Origin of the sequence: Nocardia sp. GP40 (assembly GCF_050434125.1) — a bacterium.
Taxonomy (GTDB): Bacteria; Actinomycetota; Actinomycetes; order Mycobacteriales; family Mycobacteriaceae; genus Nocardia; species Nocardia albiluteola.
Map to the genome: position 1 here is coordinate 34045 of NZ_JBNPVW010000020.1, position 16079 is coordinate 50123.

At 66.8% G+C, this 16079-nt stretch carries 15 protein-coding genes and 1 pseudogene; 5 read left to right on the forward strand and 11 right to left on the reverse strand.

Features of this window, described 5'->3' with window-relative positions:
- The first annotated feature begins 44 nt into the window (after window positions 1-44).
- A complete protein-coding gene (locus ABH933_RS40240) occupies window positions 45-383 on the forward strand; it encodes a hypothetical protein (RefSeq protein WP_429427230.1) in 339 nt (112 codons plus the stop codon).
- 19 nt (window positions 384-402) lie between these two features.
- A pseudogene (locus ABH933_RS40245) lies at window positions 403-615 on the forward strand (Tn3 family transposase); the annotation flags it as partial.
- Here the strand turns inward: ABH933_RS40245 and ABH933_RS40250 are convergent.
- Genes ABH933_RS40250 through ABH933_RS40265 form a run of 4 tightly spaced genes read right to left on the reverse strand, consistent with a single transcriptional unit; the run spans window position 611 to window position 3712 of the window.
- The gene (locus tag ABH933_RS40250) at window positions 611-1549 is read right to left on the reverse strand and encodes a hypothetical protein (protein WP_429427228.1); all 939 of its coding nucleotides are present in this window, start codon (window positions 1547-1549) and stop codon (window positions 611-613) included. The pseudogene ABH933_RS40245 and the gene ABH933_RS40250 sit on opposite strands and share 5 nt — an antisense overlap.
- Complete coding sequence (locus ABH933_RS40255) at window positions 1546-2439, reverse strand: alpha/beta fold hydrolase (RefSeq protein WP_429427226.1); 894 nt, start codon at window positions 2437-2439, stop codon at window positions 1546-1548. Before ABH933_RS40255 ends, ABH933_RS40250 begins: the two co-directional genes overlap by 4 nt.
- Complete coding sequence (locus ABH933_RS40260; protein ID WP_429427224.1) at window positions 2436-2939, reverse strand: cupin domain-containing protein; 504 nt, start codon at window positions 2937-2939, stop codon at window positions 2436-2438. Before ABH933_RS40260 ends, ABH933_RS40255 begins: the two co-directional genes overlap by 4 nt.
- Complete coding sequence (locus ABH933_RS40265) at window positions 2939-3712, reverse strand: SDR family oxidoreductase (RefSeq protein WP_429427222.1); 774 nt, start codon at window positions 3710-3712, stop codon at window positions 2939-2941. The genes ABH933_RS40260 and ABH933_RS40265 overlap by 1 nt, the downstream gene beginning before the upstream one ends.
- Before the next feature lie 111 nt (window positions 3713-3823).
- On the opposite strand from ABH933_RS40265, the gene ABH933_RS40270 reads away from it, so the two are divergent.
- Window positions 3824-4630, forward strand: coding sequence for an IclR family transcriptional regulator (locus tag ABH933_RS40270; protein WP_429427220.1), 807 nt, complete (start codon window positions 3824-3826; stop codon window positions 4628-4630).
- A gap of 38 nt (window positions 4631-4668) precedes the next feature.
- Here the strand turns inward: ABH933_RS40270 and ABH933_RS40275 are convergent, their stop codons facing one another.
- A complete protein-coding gene (locus tag ABH933_RS40275; protein ID WP_429427218.1) occupies window positions 4669-6189 on the reverse strand; it encodes a flavin-containing monooxygenase in 1521 nt (506 codons plus the stop codon).
- A gap of 168 nt (window positions 6190-6357) precedes the next feature.
- On the opposite strand from ABH933_RS40275, the gene ABH933_RS40280 reads away from it, so the two are divergent.
- A complete protein-coding gene (locus ABH933_RS40280) occupies window positions 6358-6834 on the forward strand; it encodes a cupin domain-containing protein (protein ID WP_429427216.1) in 477 nt (158 codons plus the stop codon).
- A 264-nt stretch (window positions 6835-7098) separates the two neighbouring features.
- Here ABH933_RS40280 and ABH933_RS40285 read toward each other — a convergent pair whose 3' ends face one another.
- Window positions 7099-7716 (reverse strand): recombinase family protein, encoded by a 618-nt coding sequence (locus tag ABH933_RS40285; RefSeq protein ID WP_429427214.1) that lies wholly within the window; start codon window positions 7714-7716, stop codon window positions 7099-7101.
- 269 nt (window positions 7717-7985) lie between these two features.
- Entirely contained in the window at window positions 7986-8702 is a 717-nt protein-coding gene (locus ABH933_RS40290) for an SDR family NAD(P)-dependent oxidoreductase (protein WP_429427212.1), read from the reverse strand.
- On the opposite strand from ABH933_RS40290, the gene ABH933_RS40295 reads away from it, so the two are divergent.
- Window positions 8689-9279 (forward strand): MarR family winged helix-turn-helix transcriptional regulator, encoded by a 591-nt coding sequence (locus tag ABH933_RS40295; protein WP_429427210.1) that lies wholly within the window; start codon window positions 8689-8691, stop codon window positions 9277-9279. The two genes, ABH933_RS40290 and ABH933_RS40295, sit on opposite strands and share 14 nt — an antisense overlap.
- Before the next feature lie 91 nt (window positions 9280-9370).
- On the opposite strand, the gene ABH933_RS40300 is transcribed toward ABH933_RS40295, so the two are convergent.
- The 4 genes from ABH933_RS40300 to ABH933_RS40315 all read right to left on the reverse strand — a co-directional run bounded on the left by ABH933_RS40300 (window position 9371) and on the right by ABH933_RS40315 (window position 16026).
- Entirely contained in the window at window positions 9371-12385 is a 3015-nt protein-coding gene (locus ABH933_RS40300) for a Tn3 family transposase (protein WP_429427208.1), read from the reverse strand.
- Window positions 12386-12605: 220 nt separating this feature from the next.
- Window positions 12606-13271 carry a response regulator transcription factor gene (locus ABH933_RS40305; protein ID WP_429427310.1) on the reverse strand — a complete coding sequence of 222 codons (666 nt, stop codon included), beginning with the start codon at window positions 13269-13271 and terminating at the stop codon, window positions 12606-12608.
- Complete coding sequence (locus ABH933_RS40310) at window positions 13262-14479, reverse strand: sensor histidine kinase (protein ID WP_429427206.1); 1218 nt, start codon at window positions 14477-14479, stop codon at window positions 13262-13264. The genes ABH933_RS40305 and ABH933_RS40310 overlap by 10 nt, the downstream gene beginning before the upstream one ends.
- A 56-nt stretch (window positions 14480-14535) precedes the next feature.
- On the reverse strand, window positions 14536-16026 hold the full coding sequence (locus ABH933_RS40315) for a nitrilase-related carbon-nitrogen hydrolase (RefSeq protein ID WP_429427204.1): 1491 nt from the start codon (window positions 16024-16026) through the stop codon (window positions 14536-14538).
- Window positions 16027-16079: the final 53 nt, after the last annotated feature.

Genomic DNA, 16079 nt, shown 5'->3' on the forward strand with positions numbered 1-16079 from the left:
TGCTTTGGCTCGACACCTCCCACATCGCTCCGTCACGGATGCGGTTGCGAGTATTGAAAGCCGAGCCCGGAGACGACCTCGCCCCAGCCGTCGGAAACTGCGAACGACGCAGTGGGGACGCGTGGGCGCAGGCGCAAGCGCTCATTGAGCGGATCTACCTCAGCGCTGGAGTGAACCCGGTCGTGCGCGGCGAGTTCACCCGCGCGATGACCATGGCCGACAACGATTCGATCCACACGCTGCACGCTCGATTCCGCGCCTACACCGCCCTGCTCACCCACGCCCCCGAGGTGCTCACCGCATTCAACCGCCAACCGGCGCGGCCCGCATGCGCCACACCGCTCGCAAGTCAGCGGCGCCTGGCACGCGATCTTCACTCCTAGTTGGCGCGCCAGCAGCGTCGGCGAATCGTGCTCCTGCGACGGGCAACGGTTCCCGACCCTCGGCAAGTCGACCACCGCCTGCACGGTCCCGCACTTCTTCGCCGACCAGGGCCTTTCCACCTACACCCACGTCACCGATCAGCACAGCACCAAGGTGATCGTCACGACCCGCCGCAAGGCGCACTACGTGCTGGACGAGATCCTCGGCAACGCCGAGGACCTGCCAATCACCGGTGTATCGGGAAGGTGGTGCCGATGCCCATACCGGTGATCCATTCGGGCACGGGTTCGTAGCTGGTCCACACGAAAGGTGCCGCCACGGCCGCGGATCCGATCAGCCAGTTGCGAATCTCGTTGCCGCCGCGGCCCGCGACACGCTCCAGGCCGGCATCGGTGAGGGCGGCGATCGAGGCCAGGTCGGCACGGCAGAGCCGGTCCAGGAACCAGGCGTCCCATTCGGCATTGACCCGGGCGTTCGGGTCGCCGCCCAGGGCGCGGATCCGGGGTTCGCGGGCCGCGTCGAAGGCGTGCGGATCGCGGCGGCCGTGGATCACCCCGGCGCGGCGTTCGTGATCCAGTTCCGGGTCGCGGGGGTCGGCCGACGGCAGCCAATGCGACAGTCCGCCGCTGGCGATGAGCAGGACCCGGCCCACGAAATCGGCCGCGCGGATCGCCTCGCCGAGCGCCCGGCCGAGCCGCACGCAGCGGGGCAGGGTGGGCAGCGGCGGCGCGATGGTGTTGACGACCAACGGAACCATCGGGATATCGGTTGCACCACAGATCATTTGATAGCTCTGCACGATGCCGTGATCCACGGTGAGCGCGTATGACAGCGCGACATCGAATCCGGCGGCGGTGACCCCGTCCTGGATCACCCAGGCCAGTTTGCCCGCCACCGGCAGCGGGCCCGGGCGGCTGCCGAAATCGCCGAATCCGATGGCCTGCTCCACGCCGAGCACGAACGGCGGCATCAGGTCGTAGAAGTTGGCGTGGAAATGGTCGGGGCCGATGACGATGACGGCGTCCGGGGCCAGCCGGGCGACGGCCGCGGCGACGCGCGCGGCGTCGGCGACGAAGCGGGCCCCGGGCGCGTCCGGCCCGTCCGGCGGCAGCAATTGCGCGAACGGCGAGTGGGAGATGCCGACCAACCCGACGATCTCGGTCATGCTGTCTCCTCATCGCCGACAGCCTCACCGAGCAACAGGAATTCGCGATGCGCCCGCAGGAATTCGTCGCGCTGCTCCCACTGCGGCCAGTGCCCGGCGTCGGCGATCACGTGCAGGCGGGCATCGGGCAGCCACTTCAGCAGCAGCTCGGCCTCATCCAGCCCGCCGGTCGGATCGTGGTCGGTCCACAGCAGCAGCGTCGGTGCGGTGATCTTGCCGACCCACTCGGGCCGCCAAGCGAAGTCCTTGCGCACCACCGGATCCTGGAGCACCAGAATGTTCTCCGCGGCCCGCACGAAGCCGGGGCGGCCGTACACCGCGCGGCGCAGGTTCACCAGTTCGTCGGTCACCAATTCCTTGTGGTGGAACAGGAATTCGACCCGCCCGCGCACGATCGCGGGACTCGGGCCGCGCACCGCGGCCATGGTGCTCTCACGCATCTTCACCATCACCTCCGGCTTGTCGGCGATATTGCCCGGAGTATTGAGGATCAGCCGCCGCACACGATCGGGATGATGCGCCCCAACCCATGCCACCACCCAGCCGCCCAGCGATTCGCCCGACAGATGCGCGGACTCGATGCCGAGCGCGTCCATCAGCCCGATCAGGTGCGCAGCCAACACGTCGGTCGTGTACGGATAGTCCGGTAGATCAGACCAGCCGTGGCCGACCATGTCAAAGAGGGTCACTCGGAAATCCTGTGCCAGACCCGCGAGGTCGCGGGCGTAGGCCTCCAGATGACCGGCGGTGCCGTGCACCAGGATCAGATCCGGCCCGGACCCGGCGCGCAGCACCCGCGTGCGGACTCCGGCGACGTCCACAAAGCGCAATTCGTGTGCGGTGGTGGATAATTCGCCCCAGATACTGATGTGGTCGGGCAGCTCGTTCATAGCGGTTCCTTTCCGAATCGGGCGCGGGCCTCGGCGACGGTGGCCAGTCCCGCGCTCTGCCGCCGCCCCACCCCGAGCAGGCCGAGCAGCCGCGAGTTCTCGATGGTCAGAAACTCGACCGCCTCGGTGGCGGAGTCGTTGTAGTGGCGGTGCCAGGTCCACGGCGGGGTGTAGATGAAATCCCCACTCCCCCAGGGCTCGGTCTCGTCCTCGATCTCGCTGTGCCCGCTGCCGGAGATGACGTAGTGCACGGTTTCGTGATGGTGGCGCTGCATATCGGAGCTCGACCCCGGCGGGATGGTCTGCCGGAAGATCTCGAAGCTCACTGTCGGGAGCCGACCGGCGATCGCCAGTGCGGTGGGGTTGTGCACCTGGTCGGCGGGCAGTGGCGTCAGTTGGTCGGCGTGCACCACGACCGGCCGCGCCGCGCCGGGTGGCACCGTATCGGCGATCGTGCCAAGGAAGTCCGCGATCCGGAATTCGCTTCCGCTGCTTGCCATCAGATTGTCTCCGTTCTGCCGCCGTCGACCGTCACCACGGTCCCGTTGACATAGCCCGCCGCCGCGGAGGCCAGAAAGGCCACGGCGGCGGCGATCTCGCCGGGATCCGCGATCCGGCGGGCCGGAATCGTTGCGGCGTCTGCCATGTCGAGTTCTTCGTATCCGAGCTCGCCCGTCGCCGCGCGGCTTCGCAGAATGCCGGTGCGCCGTTCGGTTGCGGTCGCCCCCGGTGCGACGCAGTTGACGGTCACACCCGCGGCGGCGAATTCACGGGAGAGCAATTTCGCGGCGGCGGTGACCGCCGAGCGCAACACCACCGAGATCGCCAGGTCGGGTTGTGGCTGCCGGACGACGGCGGAGGTCACGAAGACGAGGCGGCCGAATCCGCGATCGGCCATGCGCGGCAATACCGTCCGGGCCAGCCGCAGCGGTCCGAGCAGCAGCAGGTCGGCGGCCTCGCGCCACTGTGCGTCGGCGACCTCGAGGATGCTACCGGGCGGTGGACCACCGGCATTGAGCACCAGGACATCCACGGCACCGCAGCGGTTCTCGACCGCGTCGAGAACCGCTGCGGCATCCGGACCGGCGATATCGAAGACCTGCACGCCGATTTCGCCGGTCGTGCTCGCCCGCAACCGCTCCGCCGCCTCCTTCAGGGCCGCTTCCCGCCGCCCGGCGAGCACGACCCGATATCCGCCCCGGGCCAGCGCTTCGGCGCTGGCGTAGCCGATGCCGGTCGCGCCGCCGCCGACCAGCGCTGTCCGGATTCGCATATCGATGACGACCTCCCGATATTCCAGCGTTGCCGGGTATTCGAGGTCTAGCCTGGCGGGTGCCGGGCGGAATGTGAGCAAAGCGTTCCCCTGAGAGAAACGGTTATCGACGTGCGAGACGAGACCACACGGACCACCGGCGACGACACCGCCCGCGAGACCCCGATCAGCGGATTCGAGCGTGCGGCCGCCATTTTCGGGGCCTTCGACGTGGCTCACCGCGAGTTGAGCCTGGCGAGCCTGGTCGCCCGCTGTGGGCTGCCGCGCTCCACGGTGTACCGGGCGGCGGAACGGATGGTCGGGCTCGGCTGGCTGGACAAGTTCGGCACGCGGTACCGCATCGGCAGCCATCTGTTCGAGATCGCCAGCCTGGCCCCGATCCGGCTGCAACTGCGCGAGGCGGTGCTGCCGTTCCTGCACGATCTGCACAATGCGACCACAACCACGGTCCAGCTGGGCGTGCTCGACGGCGACCGAATCCTGGTGGTGGAGAAGATCAGCGGGCACCGGCCGATGCCGATGCTCTCCCAGACCGGTGGCGTCATTCCCGCCTACTGCTCGGCGCTGGGCCGCGCCATCCTCGCCTACTCCGACCGCGCGACCATCGACGCGGTGCTGGATTCGGAACTGCCGCAACGCACTCCGCGCACCCTGACCACCAAGGTGGCCATTCTGCGCGAACTCGCCGCGGTCCCCTCGCGCGGCTGGGCGGTCGAGCGGGAGGAGGGCAATGTCAGCGTGAGCTGTATCGCCGCACCTATTTTCGGTCCGCTCGGTGAGGTCGTCGCGGCCGTCTCGGTGACCGGGCCCAGCGCGGCCGTGCGGGCGGATCGCATCGCCCCCGCGGTGTGCATGGCCGCGGCCGCGGCATCGCGCGCGTACTTCACCGCCGCACCGCGGGCCGACAGCGCGGTGTGATCAGAACAAGCGTGACAGATACTGTGCCGCAGCCGGATTCAGGGACGCGCGGGCTGTATCGCCGCGACCTCGGGACGCGCCGACTGCCGCCGGATCAGCGCCGGGGTGATGCGGCGGTACGCGGCCGGTTCGACCGGGGCCAGCCAGTGCCAGGCGCGCACCACCGCGTGAATATCGAGGCCGACATCGCCGAGCACCTCGTCCACATTGTGCAGGGAGAACGGAATGATCTTCGTGCCCCGGCAGTGGTGGCGATCGGTGGCCGAGTCCAGGAACGCGAGCTGATCGACGACGGCCTGCCGCCGGGCCCGCACGTCCGGCAACGCCAGCATCCCCGCCATGTCGGCCGCGATCCACACCGCCGCCATCTCCGCATTGAGCGGACTGAAGAACGACGAGTTGTAGCCGTTGAAGTACAGGCCGGGCACGTCCACCGGCTGAATCTGCCGGTAAAGCAGGAAGTTCCCGCGCTCGTCGAACAGGCGTTCCTGCACCCCGGCGGGCAGGAACGGCACGCCCTGGGTGAATCCGGTCGCGCAGACGATCAGGTCGGCGGGCAGGGTGTGGTCGTCGCTCAGTTCCGCGAACGGGCGGCCGTCGGCGGCGAAGAGCCGGGTGATGGTGGTGTCGCGATGCACCGTGATGGTTCCCGCAGCGACCCGCTCGTAGAAGCCTTCGGTCGCCAGACCGATTGCGCCCCGCACGATGTCCTCCATCCGGCCCGGCGGTACCAGGCCGAGCGTGTCCAGCCCGAACTGCCGAATCGACGCGGTGCCAACGGAATTGATCATCCGGCCGCGGATGCCGTTGCCCGGCCCGTGCAGGAACTTCTCTATTCCGCGCAGGCGCGCGTAGCGGAACAGCGCTTCCCCGAGACGGGTGAGCAGCAGCAGTTTGAAGTTGACCCGGCCACCGATCCGGCGCGGCACCTTCCACAGCGCCTGCCGGGCTATGACATCGGTACTCACCGCGACATCGCTGATCGGCACCGTGACATCACAGGCCGACTTGCCGTAACCCACCACCAGGACCCGTTTCCCCCGCGCCCGTTCGACGTCGTGAAATTCCGTTCCCGCACACAGGATTCCGCCCACCGCGCGGAACTCCGTCACACCCGGGAAGGACGGCACCGAGGGCTCGCAGAACACGCCGTTGGCGATGACGAGACGATCGTAAGTCTCGGTGACAGGTTCGGACGCCTGGGTGACGGAGAACGATGTCAGGGTCCACCGGTCATCGGTATCCGGCTGCGCGGCAGTCACTTCGGTGCTCAACCTGATGAGTTCGTCGAGACCGAACGCGGTCGCGTAGGCGGCCAGATACTCCTGCACCTGCGCGCCGGTCGGCCACTCCGGAAACTCCCTCGGCATGGGGAAATCGGAGAACGAGTACTGCGCCTTCGGGCTCTGTGTGGTCAGGCCCGGGTACCGCCGGGTGCGGCTCCACACCCCGCCGACATCCGGCGCCTTCTCGAACACGGTGACCGCGTGCCCGGCTTGGGTGAGCACCTTGGCGGTGGTGAGACCGGCGACGCCTGCGCCGATTATCGCGATTCGCATGACTGGACCCCTGATGTGTCGGTCATCACAGACTCAGTGCGCGGCCGTCGATTCGCAAACGATCGTTCCCCCCAGCGAGACGGAACACCGGTTTCGGTCCGGTGCCGGATCAGGCTGAAATCCCAGACCGCGCGGCCCATCCGGCCGCGACGAACGAAGGAGTCGGTTGTGGACGAAGACGAGAGAACCCCTGACCCTCGGGCGGACGACACCGCGCTGAAATTGCCCGACAGCGGCGAGAACATGGGTGCGATCGGCCTCGGCATCTACCTCCGGCTGGACGCGACCGACACCGGCGGCGCCTATTCACTGTTCGAATATGTGGTGCCGCCGGGTCTCGGCGGACCCCCTACCCACGTCCACACCCGCCAGGACGAACTCTTCATCTGCACGGCCGGTCAGGTCGTGGTCGAACTCGACGGTGTCGCGCACACTTTGACGCCCGGTGCCTCGATGCTGCTGCCGCGCAATGTCCCCCACGTGTTCTACAACCCGTTCGACGCAGAGACCCGCATCATCGCGGTCGTCTCCCCTCCGGGACTCGAGGAGTACTACCGAGACCTGAGCCAACTGCCGCCCGGCCCCAGGGACATTGCCAAAGTCGCCGAAATCATGCGGCGGCACGGACTTTCGCTGGTGCCGTAGGTGAGCCGACGACGAATGTCAGCGATGACGCAGTGACGCCTCGAGTCCGGCAGCCCGTGCGGGTCAGAACGGGTCAGAACAGCACGGGCTTTACCGCGCCCGGCTTGAGGTAGCGCCATTCGATGCGGGTGATCTCGCTGCCTGGGTGCAACCTCCAGGTGCGGGTGCTGACCTTGTTCGGGGTTCCGGTAGAACTCGCGCGAAAAACAACTACAATGGCTTGACCAGCAGTGATGGCAGGTTTCCGGTTCTGAATTGATAGGGCTACACGCGCGGTGCGGGGCTGCTGATGATGCGGTGGATGGTGGAGCGACCGACGCTGTATTCCTGGGCGAGGTCGGCGAGGCTGGCGTCGTCGTGGGGGTCGTGGTAGCGGCGGTGGATCGTTTTGCGTGCTGCGAGAGGCAGTTTCGGCTGTTTGCCCTTGAGGCGGCCTTTCGCGCGGGCCTTGGCCATGCCTTCGCGGGTGCGCAGGTGGTTCAGGTTGGCTTCGAATTCGGCGACCATGGCGAGGGTTTGCAGGAACAGTTTGCCGAACTGGTCGTTCCAGTCGTAGATCTGGCTGCTGAGCCCGAACAGGACCTCACGCTCACGCAGGCTGGTCAGGATTTCGCCGGCCTCGGCCATGTTGCGGGCGAATCGGTCGAATTTCGTCGTGGTCAGCACCACCTGCCGCTCGGAGACCGCTGCGGCGGCGGAGGTGACCGCGGTGAGCGCGTTGTCCAGGCCGGTGCGGTTGCGGCGGGTGGTGCCCGAGAATCCCTTGTCGATGAAGATCCGCTCGCGTGGCACTGCAAGGGCGAGCAGTTGCTCGGTTTGGATCTCTAAGTCTTGTTCGTCGGTGGAGCAGCGCACGTATCCGACGCGGAAGGGCTCGATCACCGTGCGATCGTTCCATATGACGGGGGTTGATCGGAACAGTTCGCGGAACACCCTTATGGAACACTGTGACCAGGGCGTGAGTTCTGCGATTGCGGTGTTCCGTTGGTGGATCGGCTTACGGAACACTCACAATGTCATTACAGCTTGCGCTGTGTCGCTGCCAGCGGAGCGCGTCTCTCGCACCGAGCGCGCGCAGATGGACCACAGCCTCGGCCCGAATGGCCGGTCAAACTGTGTCGCCGTGCTGCTCGCGAGCCGCTGAGTGGGGTTCAGCGAGTGGTGTAGGCCCCGCCGTTGAGGTGGATGGCCTGGCCCGTGATGTGGCGGGCACGTGGGGAGGCCAGGAATTCGATGAGGTCGGCCACGTCCTCGGGACGCCCCGGGCGCTTGTCGTGTGTCGCCGCGATCAGCTGCGCACGCCGTTCATCGGTGAGTTTGCCTTGGAAGAAGTCGGTGTCCTCGATGTATCCGGGAGAAACGACGTTCACCGTTATTCCCGTCGGCGCCAGCTCAGCCGAAAGACCCGCCGACCAGGCCGCCAGGGCGGCCTTGGCCGCGCCGTAGGAGGTCGGGGCGTACTCGGCGCCGATCGAGCCGACATTGATCAGCGCCCCTCCGGGGCGGAGGCGGTCGCGCAGGGCCGAGGTGGTCAGTACCGCGGTGAGCAGATTCGCTGATAGGTTGGCGTTCCATTGCGCTGCAAGGTCTTTCAATGACTCTGGTGTGGGACCGATGAGATCGGTGTTGCCGCCGGCCATGTTTACCAGCACGTCCACGCTGTCACCGAGCTGAGCGGCGAAGGCTTCGATGCTCGCGGGATCGCTCGCGTCGCATTCGATCCCGGTGATCCCCAGCTCGGCGGCCGTTTCCCGGACGCGGTACGAGCGGCCGGTGATCACCACATGTTCTCCTGATTCGGAGAAGCGCTGCGCCACCTGCCGTCCGAGTCCACGGCTGCCGCCGGTGATCACGATGGTTCTCGCCATCGGTACCCTCCTTCATTTATATTTAGCACTAAACATACATGAGGGAGAGAACGGGATGTCGGGCGTAACGATCGACACGGTGCCGACAGCGGAGCAGATCGCCGCCGCCTGGCAACGCGAATTACCCGGCGCACGTACCGAATCCATCGAGGTCATCACGCCACTGTGGCGAGTGGCCAAACTATTGAGTGATGAGCGGTGCCACACCTTGGCCCGGCTCGGCATCGATGAATCCACTCTCGACCTGCTCAGTACGCTCCGCCGTGCCGGTGCGCCCTACCAACTCACCACCCGCCAGATCACCGCCCGCAGTCTGGTGACCGCCGGTGCAATCTCGCAGAGGCTGGCCCGTGCCGAGACCGCAGGTCTGATCACCCGCGAGCCAACCGCCTCGTCTCGCCGCGGCGTCCTGGTCACGTTGACTGCGGAGGGCCACGAGCTGATCGAGCGGATAGTTCGTGAGTTGCTCGATTACGAAACCTCTCTCACCGAACGCCTCACCGCCGACCAGCGAACCGCGCTTGCGGACGGGCTGCGTTGCCTCGCAGCAGCCGTACGCCCGGATCACCAGATATAGGATCTCGCCCAGTTGGGCGGGTGGCACCTCAATGCGGTCCCCCGGCACCCACGGCCGACCGACAAAATCAGGTCACATCAGAGAGACGCGATCAGAACAGGGTGTCGCGAACCCGCAGCGGCCGGTACCCGGTCGGGCCGAGCTGCGCGAGCTCGGCTTCGACATCGACTTCGATGGCGCCGATGAAGTTCACGTTCTCGCTGTGCGCTGGGGAGATATGGGCCAGCACCTCGTCATCGATCCGGCGTCCGGAGCGGCGCAACTGATCCACCGCCAAACCGAAATACTCTGTCGTCCAAGTGATTACCGCGTTCGTGGCGAGAGTCAGGCACCACGCCCGTTCGGTCTGTTCCTCGAGGTGACGCGCTCGGATCATGCCTTCGTGGGCGTAGTGCAGGTCGCGTTTGAGCGCGTGAACGGATTCCCCCTTGTTCAGCTGGCGGGCGATCCGCCGCCGATAGGCAGGATCGGACAGATAGTGGGCGGCGTAGACCGTGCGCCGCATGGCCCCGTACTCCTTCAACGCCGCAGCGAGGGTGTTCTGCCTGCTCGACGCGGACAGCTTGCCGACCAACAGTGACGCGGTGGCGTGCCCGAACTTCAGCGACCCGGCCAAACGAAGCAGGTCGTCGTAGTTCTCGGTGATCAGGTCCAGGTTCAGCCGCCGGGTCAGCAGTGGTCCGGCGTGCGGGAACCGTGCTTCGACTTCCGAGCGGGGGCCGGGCCGGTACAGGGTGATCTTGCCCAGGTCCCGGATCCGGGGCGAGAGCCGCAGCCCGAGCAGGTCGAACAACGCGAAATTGATCAGCGTGACGCCGTGAGTGTCGGTCGCGTGCTCGGTGATCGGCACATCGGTCGCGTTGCCCAGGATCTCATCGAGCACGTAATGCGCCTCGCGGCGGGTGGCGACGATTATCTTGGTGCCGTAGCTGGCGTGCTGATCGGTGACGTGGGTGTACGTGGAAAGTCCTTCGTCTGCAAAGAATTTCGTCATCGTGCGCGCGGTCAGCGACTTGCCGCGCGTGGGGAACCGCTGCCCGTCGGAGGAGGACAGGGTGCCGCTGCCGAACAGCGGGGTCAAAGGTAGCCGCTGGTGGTAGTCGATGATCGCCAGGTTCGCCGCCCGCAAAGTGTCTTCCCGCACGTACCATTCCTCGGTCCAGGCCAGCATGTCGTAGGAGATGCCTGTGGCCTCGGCCATACTCGTCAGGCCCAGATTGGTCGCACGAGCCAGCAGAACCGCGATCAGGTTGCGTTTCAGCTCGGGGCTGCGGGCCTGCTTGCCGGTGGCGTGGGTGAAACAATCAAGGTAGCCGGTGCGTTTGTCCAACTCGATCAGCAGCGACACGATCGGCGCGAACGGCAGCATCTCGGTCAGCTCGGCCTTGAGCGCGACCGCCTCGGTCGGGATGTCCTCCGCGGTCAACGGCGAGATCACCAGATCGCCGTCCTCGTCCAGGCGCACCGGTCCGTCGCCGTCGGCGAGGACTTTCTCCAGCTCGCCGACCGCCTCACCCCACTCCCGGGTCATCGCGGCGATGGCACCGTCCGAGGTGGCCGGTTTGCCGACCAGACGGCAGAACTCCGCTCGCTGCGGCGCCCACTGCTCGGGTGTGAGCAGGTAGGAGCCCGGATCGGCGTAGCGACGCGACCCCGGCACATACACATCGCCGCTGCGCAGCCCGTCGCGTAACCCGAGCAGCACGCACAGCTCCCAATAGTGCCGGTAAGCGGTGGTGTTGCCGGTCTTGCGGGCCTCCTCCAGGTAGCCGCGCCACTTCGCCGGAACGAACCCCGTCGGCGCCTCGGCGAACACCTTGCGGGCCCCGGTCGCGTTCAGCTCCCGCAGCACCGCCACCGCGCTCAGCAACTCCGTCGCCGCGGTGCCGCCCGCGAACGTGACCGCCGACAACACCGCCGGGGTGAACTGCCGCAAATAGCTGTAGGAGGAATCCAACGCGGCCAGCTGACCGTGATCACGCGGCAAGCGCGGCTTGGCCTGGGCCAGCGCCGCCCGCAGCCGGTCCCATCCGATCTTCTCGCCCCGGATCAGACCGCCGATGTCCTCATCGGCGATCGCCGGGTCGGTGATGATCGCCAGGAGCTCATCCAGCAGCGCTTGGCGGGCCTCCCCGGACTTGCCGCGTTCGGCCAGCGCATCACGCATCCGGTTCTCGGCCTGGCTCAGCTTCGCCGAGATCGCCTGATCGAACAACGCCACCACCTCATCGAGCACATCGGTGCCCGACTGCGCCAGCAGCGTCAACAGGATCGGATACCGGCGCTGCGGGTCACGACGCTCCAGGGCCTGCCCGGTCAGGCGGCGGCCCATCGTGGCCAGGAAACGACGACGCTCCGCCGGCAACACCGACATATCGAGGCGGTCCGCACCCAGATTGCGCAGGAACCCGAGCTTGTCGACCTCGGTCTTCACCGCCGACGCTGAGGCATCCACCGCACCCGTGGTCAGCCACCGGATCCGGGACGTTCCGATCGAGGGATCGATGGTCAGCAGCGCGTCCAGCTCGACGCACCGCTGCGGGGTGAATTCGTGCGCCAACCGGTCATAGGTTTCGGTCTGGGCCTGGGTGCGGGCGTGTGCGACCCGGCGAGCTAGGGTTTCCGGGCCCGGCCGGATCACCTTCGCCGAGATCAGATACTCACACGCCAACCGGAACAGCAACGTCGGCGAATCGTGCTCGAGCGCCCGCGCCAGCAGGAACTCGTCCAGCTCCTTCAACTCCATCGCCCCCGGGCCATGCCAGCCCAGGTAGCGCGCCACCAGCCGCAGATGCTCGGTGCGGGTTTGTGCCCGCTTGCCGTACGAACGGATCTGGCTCGCATCAACTCTCAGCTGATCCGCCAGCCGCGCCACCGCCACCGCCGGCGCCGCGGACACCTTGTCCGGTACGAACCCCAGCCACGGCAGCGAACACAACGCGACCGCTATCCCCAGGCGATCCTCCGGACCCCGCCCGCGCCCCGGATCCACGAACGCCAGATCACCTGGAGCGAGGGTGAAGAACCGGTACAACTCCTCCCGGCTGATCTCCGGGAACTCCCGCAGACGCGCCAACTCCCCATCCGCGAACACCCGCGTCGCCACGACCCCGAACCTCCACCACGCCAACCACACTCACCGGCGCTCCAGCCAAGCACCAACCACCTCTACCCGCAGCCCGAGCCCGGCAACACAGCATCGCTGCTGGTCAAGCCATATGTGTTGTTTTTTGCGCCGAAACTACTGGAACCCCTACTCGTGCGCGACTGCGCTGCACTGGCGGACCGAACATCCTCGGAGAGACGCCCGGCTCTCCGAGGATGACTCAATGGGCGTGCCGTTGTGGGCGACCGTCGAGGTAGGCGAGCACGGCTAAGACTCGGCGGTTGTCGTCGTCGGACTCCGGTAGGTGGAGCTTGCCGAAGATGCTCGCGATGTGTTTTGTGACGGCGCTGGCGGAGATCGTGAGTTGACGGGCTATGGCGGCGTTGGAGCGGCCTGCGGCGATCAGGCTCAACACCTCGCGTTCGCGGGGGCTCAATTCCGTTGTGCGGCCGCGTGCATCGCCCCGGCTCAGCAGTTTGGCGACGACTTCGGGATCCATCGCGGTGCCGCCACGGGCCACCGATTCGACTGCGTCGATGAACTGCTCGGTATTGGACACTCTGTCCTTGAGCAGATAGCCGACCGCCCCGATCCCGTCGGCGAGCAGCTCACGGGCATAGAGCTGTTCGACGTACTGCGACAGCACCAGCACCGGTAAGCCGGGCCGCTGCCGACGTGCTTCGATCGCGGCTTGCATGCCTTCGTCGGTGAACGACGGCGGCAGCCGCACATCGACGACGGCCACATTGGGTTGTTCCTCGGCCAGGGCCCTGCGCAGCGACGGACCGTTGTCGACAGCGGCCACGACGGTGAAGCCGTGCTCGGTGAGCATGCGCACCAGCGCGTCTCGGATGAGGAACAGATCCTCGGCGACGACTACTCGGATCTGATCGCGCACGGCACCTCCAGGTGTACACGGGTCGGGCCGCCGATCGGGCTGTCGATGGTGATCGTTCCGTCGAAGGCGGCCAGCCGGCTTCGAATGCCTTGCAGCCCGGTGCCTTCGGCCGGATCGGCACCGCCGTCTCCGTCATCGGTGACATCGCAGTTCAGCACGCCGTTCCGGTGATGGAGGGCAACATGGACGGTTGCCGCGCCAGCATGCTTGCCGATGTTGGTCAGCAGTTCGGCGACCGCGAAGTAGACGGCCGACTCCACCGGCGGCGCCAGCCGACCGATCAGCTCGGATGACACCTCGGCATCGAGCAGGGAATCCAGCGCCAGCGCGCGGATCGCATCGGTGAGACCCCGGTCGGCCAGCACCGGCGGATGCACGCCGCGCACCAGGTGGCGCAGCTCGTCCAGCGCCTTCGACGACGTCTCCCGGGCGACGGTCACCAATTGACGGGCCGCCTCCGGATCCTGGTCGAACAGCCGCTCGGCGTTCCCGAGGCCCATACCCAGCGCGACCAGTCGCGCCTGCGCACCGTCGTGCAGGTCGCGTTCGATCCGGCGCAGTTCCGCGGCTTGCGCATCCACGCTGTCCGCGCGTGTCTCCACGAGCGTCTCGACTCGCTGCTCCAACCGAGTCGTCCGCGACGGCCCGAGCAGCTTGCGTGCCCACCGCGCGCGCACTCGCAACACCTTCGGTCCGATAAACAGGCCGAGCGCGATCAAGGCGAGCCCGACCGGGATCGCCGCCAGGGCGGTGAATGTCGAGGTCACGCGGATGACACCGTAGGAGTTGGCGCCGCCGGCGCGCGCATTGGCCTGCCATACCCAGGGCTGCACCGCGGCGCCGTACACACCGAACAGCAGCATGCCCAGCGCCAGCGCGGACGCCCAGGTACCGATGATCGGGTCGAGGACCGCCCAGGCCACATCTCTCCAGGTCGTGCGCGCCTTCAACAGTGCGACCGCGCCGGTCTCCTCACCGTAGGGACGTTCGATGTCCACGCCGATCCGTCCTGCGAGCCGACGGGCCGCGTCCGCAACCGTGCGCAGCAGCGAGACCGCCGACGGGAACACATACCGCCCGACACCGACCACCATCAGTGCCGCACCCACCACGACCAGCACGGCCGCACCAATGCCCGCGACCGACAGGCACATCATGGCCAGGGCTCGAACCGGTGTCGCAAGCCTCGCCCTCATCGATGTCTGGCCCCTCTGTACTCGTGACAGCAATGCCTTCTCGTCCTTGTCCATGATCAACCCCGATGTTCGATCCGTCTGACAGCAGCCAATGCCACCACACTGGCGACGCCCGCGACACAGAGCCAGGCGAACAAGTCACCAACCGCCCCGTAGACCGTCCACGTACCGCGCGTCGGTACCGACACGACCATGCTCTGTTGCGTAGTGCTGAAGTAGTCGGTCCTGGCCAGGGGCACGCCGTAGGCGTCGACAGTGATCGCGATGCCATTGCTGGTCTGCCGGACCAGGGTGTATCCGTTCTCCACGGCACGGAACACCGCGTTCGCCGAATGCGTGCGCTCGATGCCCTTCCAGTCGTTGGCGGGGACGAACATGATGTCGGCGCGGGTGCGCAGTGTGCTGGGGAAATCGGCATCGAAACAGATGACGTTCGCCAGCCTGCCGTACGGCGTCTCCGATACCGGCACGATGCCGTCGCCCGGGCGCAGACTTTCCATGCCGGGCACCGGATGCGCCTTGTCGAAGGTCGACAGCACCTGGCCGTCGGGTGCCACGAGCACGGCGATATCGCGTGAGTGCGGTTGCCCGTCGAGGACTATCGCGATACCCATGTTGAGATAGATCTGCTTGTCTCTGGCCAGATCTCGCGCTTGCCGCAGGAAATCGGGGAGATCTTCGCCGAGCACGACTGCCGCGGCCTCCGGCCACGCAACGATCTTCGCTCCGCCATCGGCCTCGATCCGGCTGTGCGCGAACAGATCATCGTTGAGCACCGCGAACGCTCGACGCAGCACCGGCTTCTGCTCGGGCAGGACCTGCGGCGTGTGGAAGTTGTCGATCTCACGCATCTGATCTTCGGCCGCGCGCGACACACTGATCCCGGCAATACGTACCAGATTCGGCTCTGTCGGTGCGAAAGCCAGCCGCAAGCCACCACCGGCGAAGACAAGAACGACAACCGAAGCGCAGGCCAGCATTGCGGCCCGCGGCGGCCGGCTCGAGCGGTGTTCCAACGCGAGGTTGACGACCGGCGCGACCCAGGCCATCAGAAAGCTGATCCCGTAAATACCGGTGACCGACACCAATTGCAGCAGAGGCAGATTCGTCGATTGCGCCGCGGCCAAAGGCCCGAAGATCGTGCCGAACGGACTGATCACCGCGACCAGGAATTCGACCGCCACGCGGGCCGCTGGGAAGACGAAGGTGGCCGGGAACGGGTTCAATCGCTGAAATAGGAGCCGGTCGATCAGCAGCGGAATACTCAGGATCACGCTCAGCATTCCACAGCCGAGCACGAGCGGCAGGACAGCGAGTTGGCCTGCGGCGGCGACGAGGACCACCGACGCCGCGGTCGAAGCCAGACCGACGCACGCGAATCCGGCGAGCGCACCCGAACTCCGAGTGAACCGCATCAGACCGATGGAGAACAACCACCCGGCGATCGGAATCGACCACTCGCTGTTCGTGGCGAACAACCCGGTCCCGATACCTGCCGCCAACCAGACGTATTTCCGCCAACCAATTGCGAAGGACCGATGTGCCATGCCTCAGAGCTTCTCGGACTACACGCCCGCCGCCATTGTGGTTGACTCCCGAC

Excerpts from the sequence above, each read along its gene's own strand:
- ABH933_RS40250 (WP_429427228.1), bottom strand. The coding sequence starts at position 1,549 with ATGACCGAGATCGTCGGGTTGGTCGGCATCTCCCACTCGCCGTTCGCG.
- ABH933_RS40255 (WP_429427226.1), bottom strand. The coding sequence starts at position 2,439 with ATGAACGAGCTGCCCGACCACATCAGTATCTGGGGCGAATTATCCACC.
- ABH933_RS40260 (WP_429427224.1), bottom strand. The coding sequence starts at position 2,939 with ATGGCAAGCAGCGGAAGCGAATTCCGGATCGCGGACTTCCTTGGCACG.
- ABH933_RS40265 (WP_429427222.1), bottom strand. The coding sequence starts at position 3,712 with ATGCGAATCCGGACAGCGCTGGTCGGCGGCGGCGCGACCGGCATCGGC.
- ABH933_RS40275 (WP_429427218.1), bottom strand. The coding sequence starts at position 6,189 with ATGCGAATCGCGATAATCGGCGCAGGCGTCGCCGGTCTCACCACCGCC.
- ABH933_RS40295 (WP_429427210.1), top strand. The coding sequence starts at position 8,689 with ATGGTTCTCGCCATCGGTACCCTCCTTCATTTATATTTAGCACTAAAC.
- ABH933_RS40290 (WP_429427212.1), bottom strand. The coding sequence starts at position 8,702 with ATGGCGAGAACCATCGTGATCACCGGCGGCAGCCGTGGACTCGGACGG.
- ABH933_RS40310 (WP_429427206.1), bottom strand. The coding sequence starts at position 14,479 with ATGAGGGCGAGGCTTGCGACACCGGTTCGAGCCCTGGCCATGATGTGC.
- ABH933_RS40315 (WP_429427204.1), bottom strand. The coding sequence starts at position 16,026 with ATGGCACATCGGTCCTTCGCAATTGGTTGGCGGAAATACGTCTGGTTG.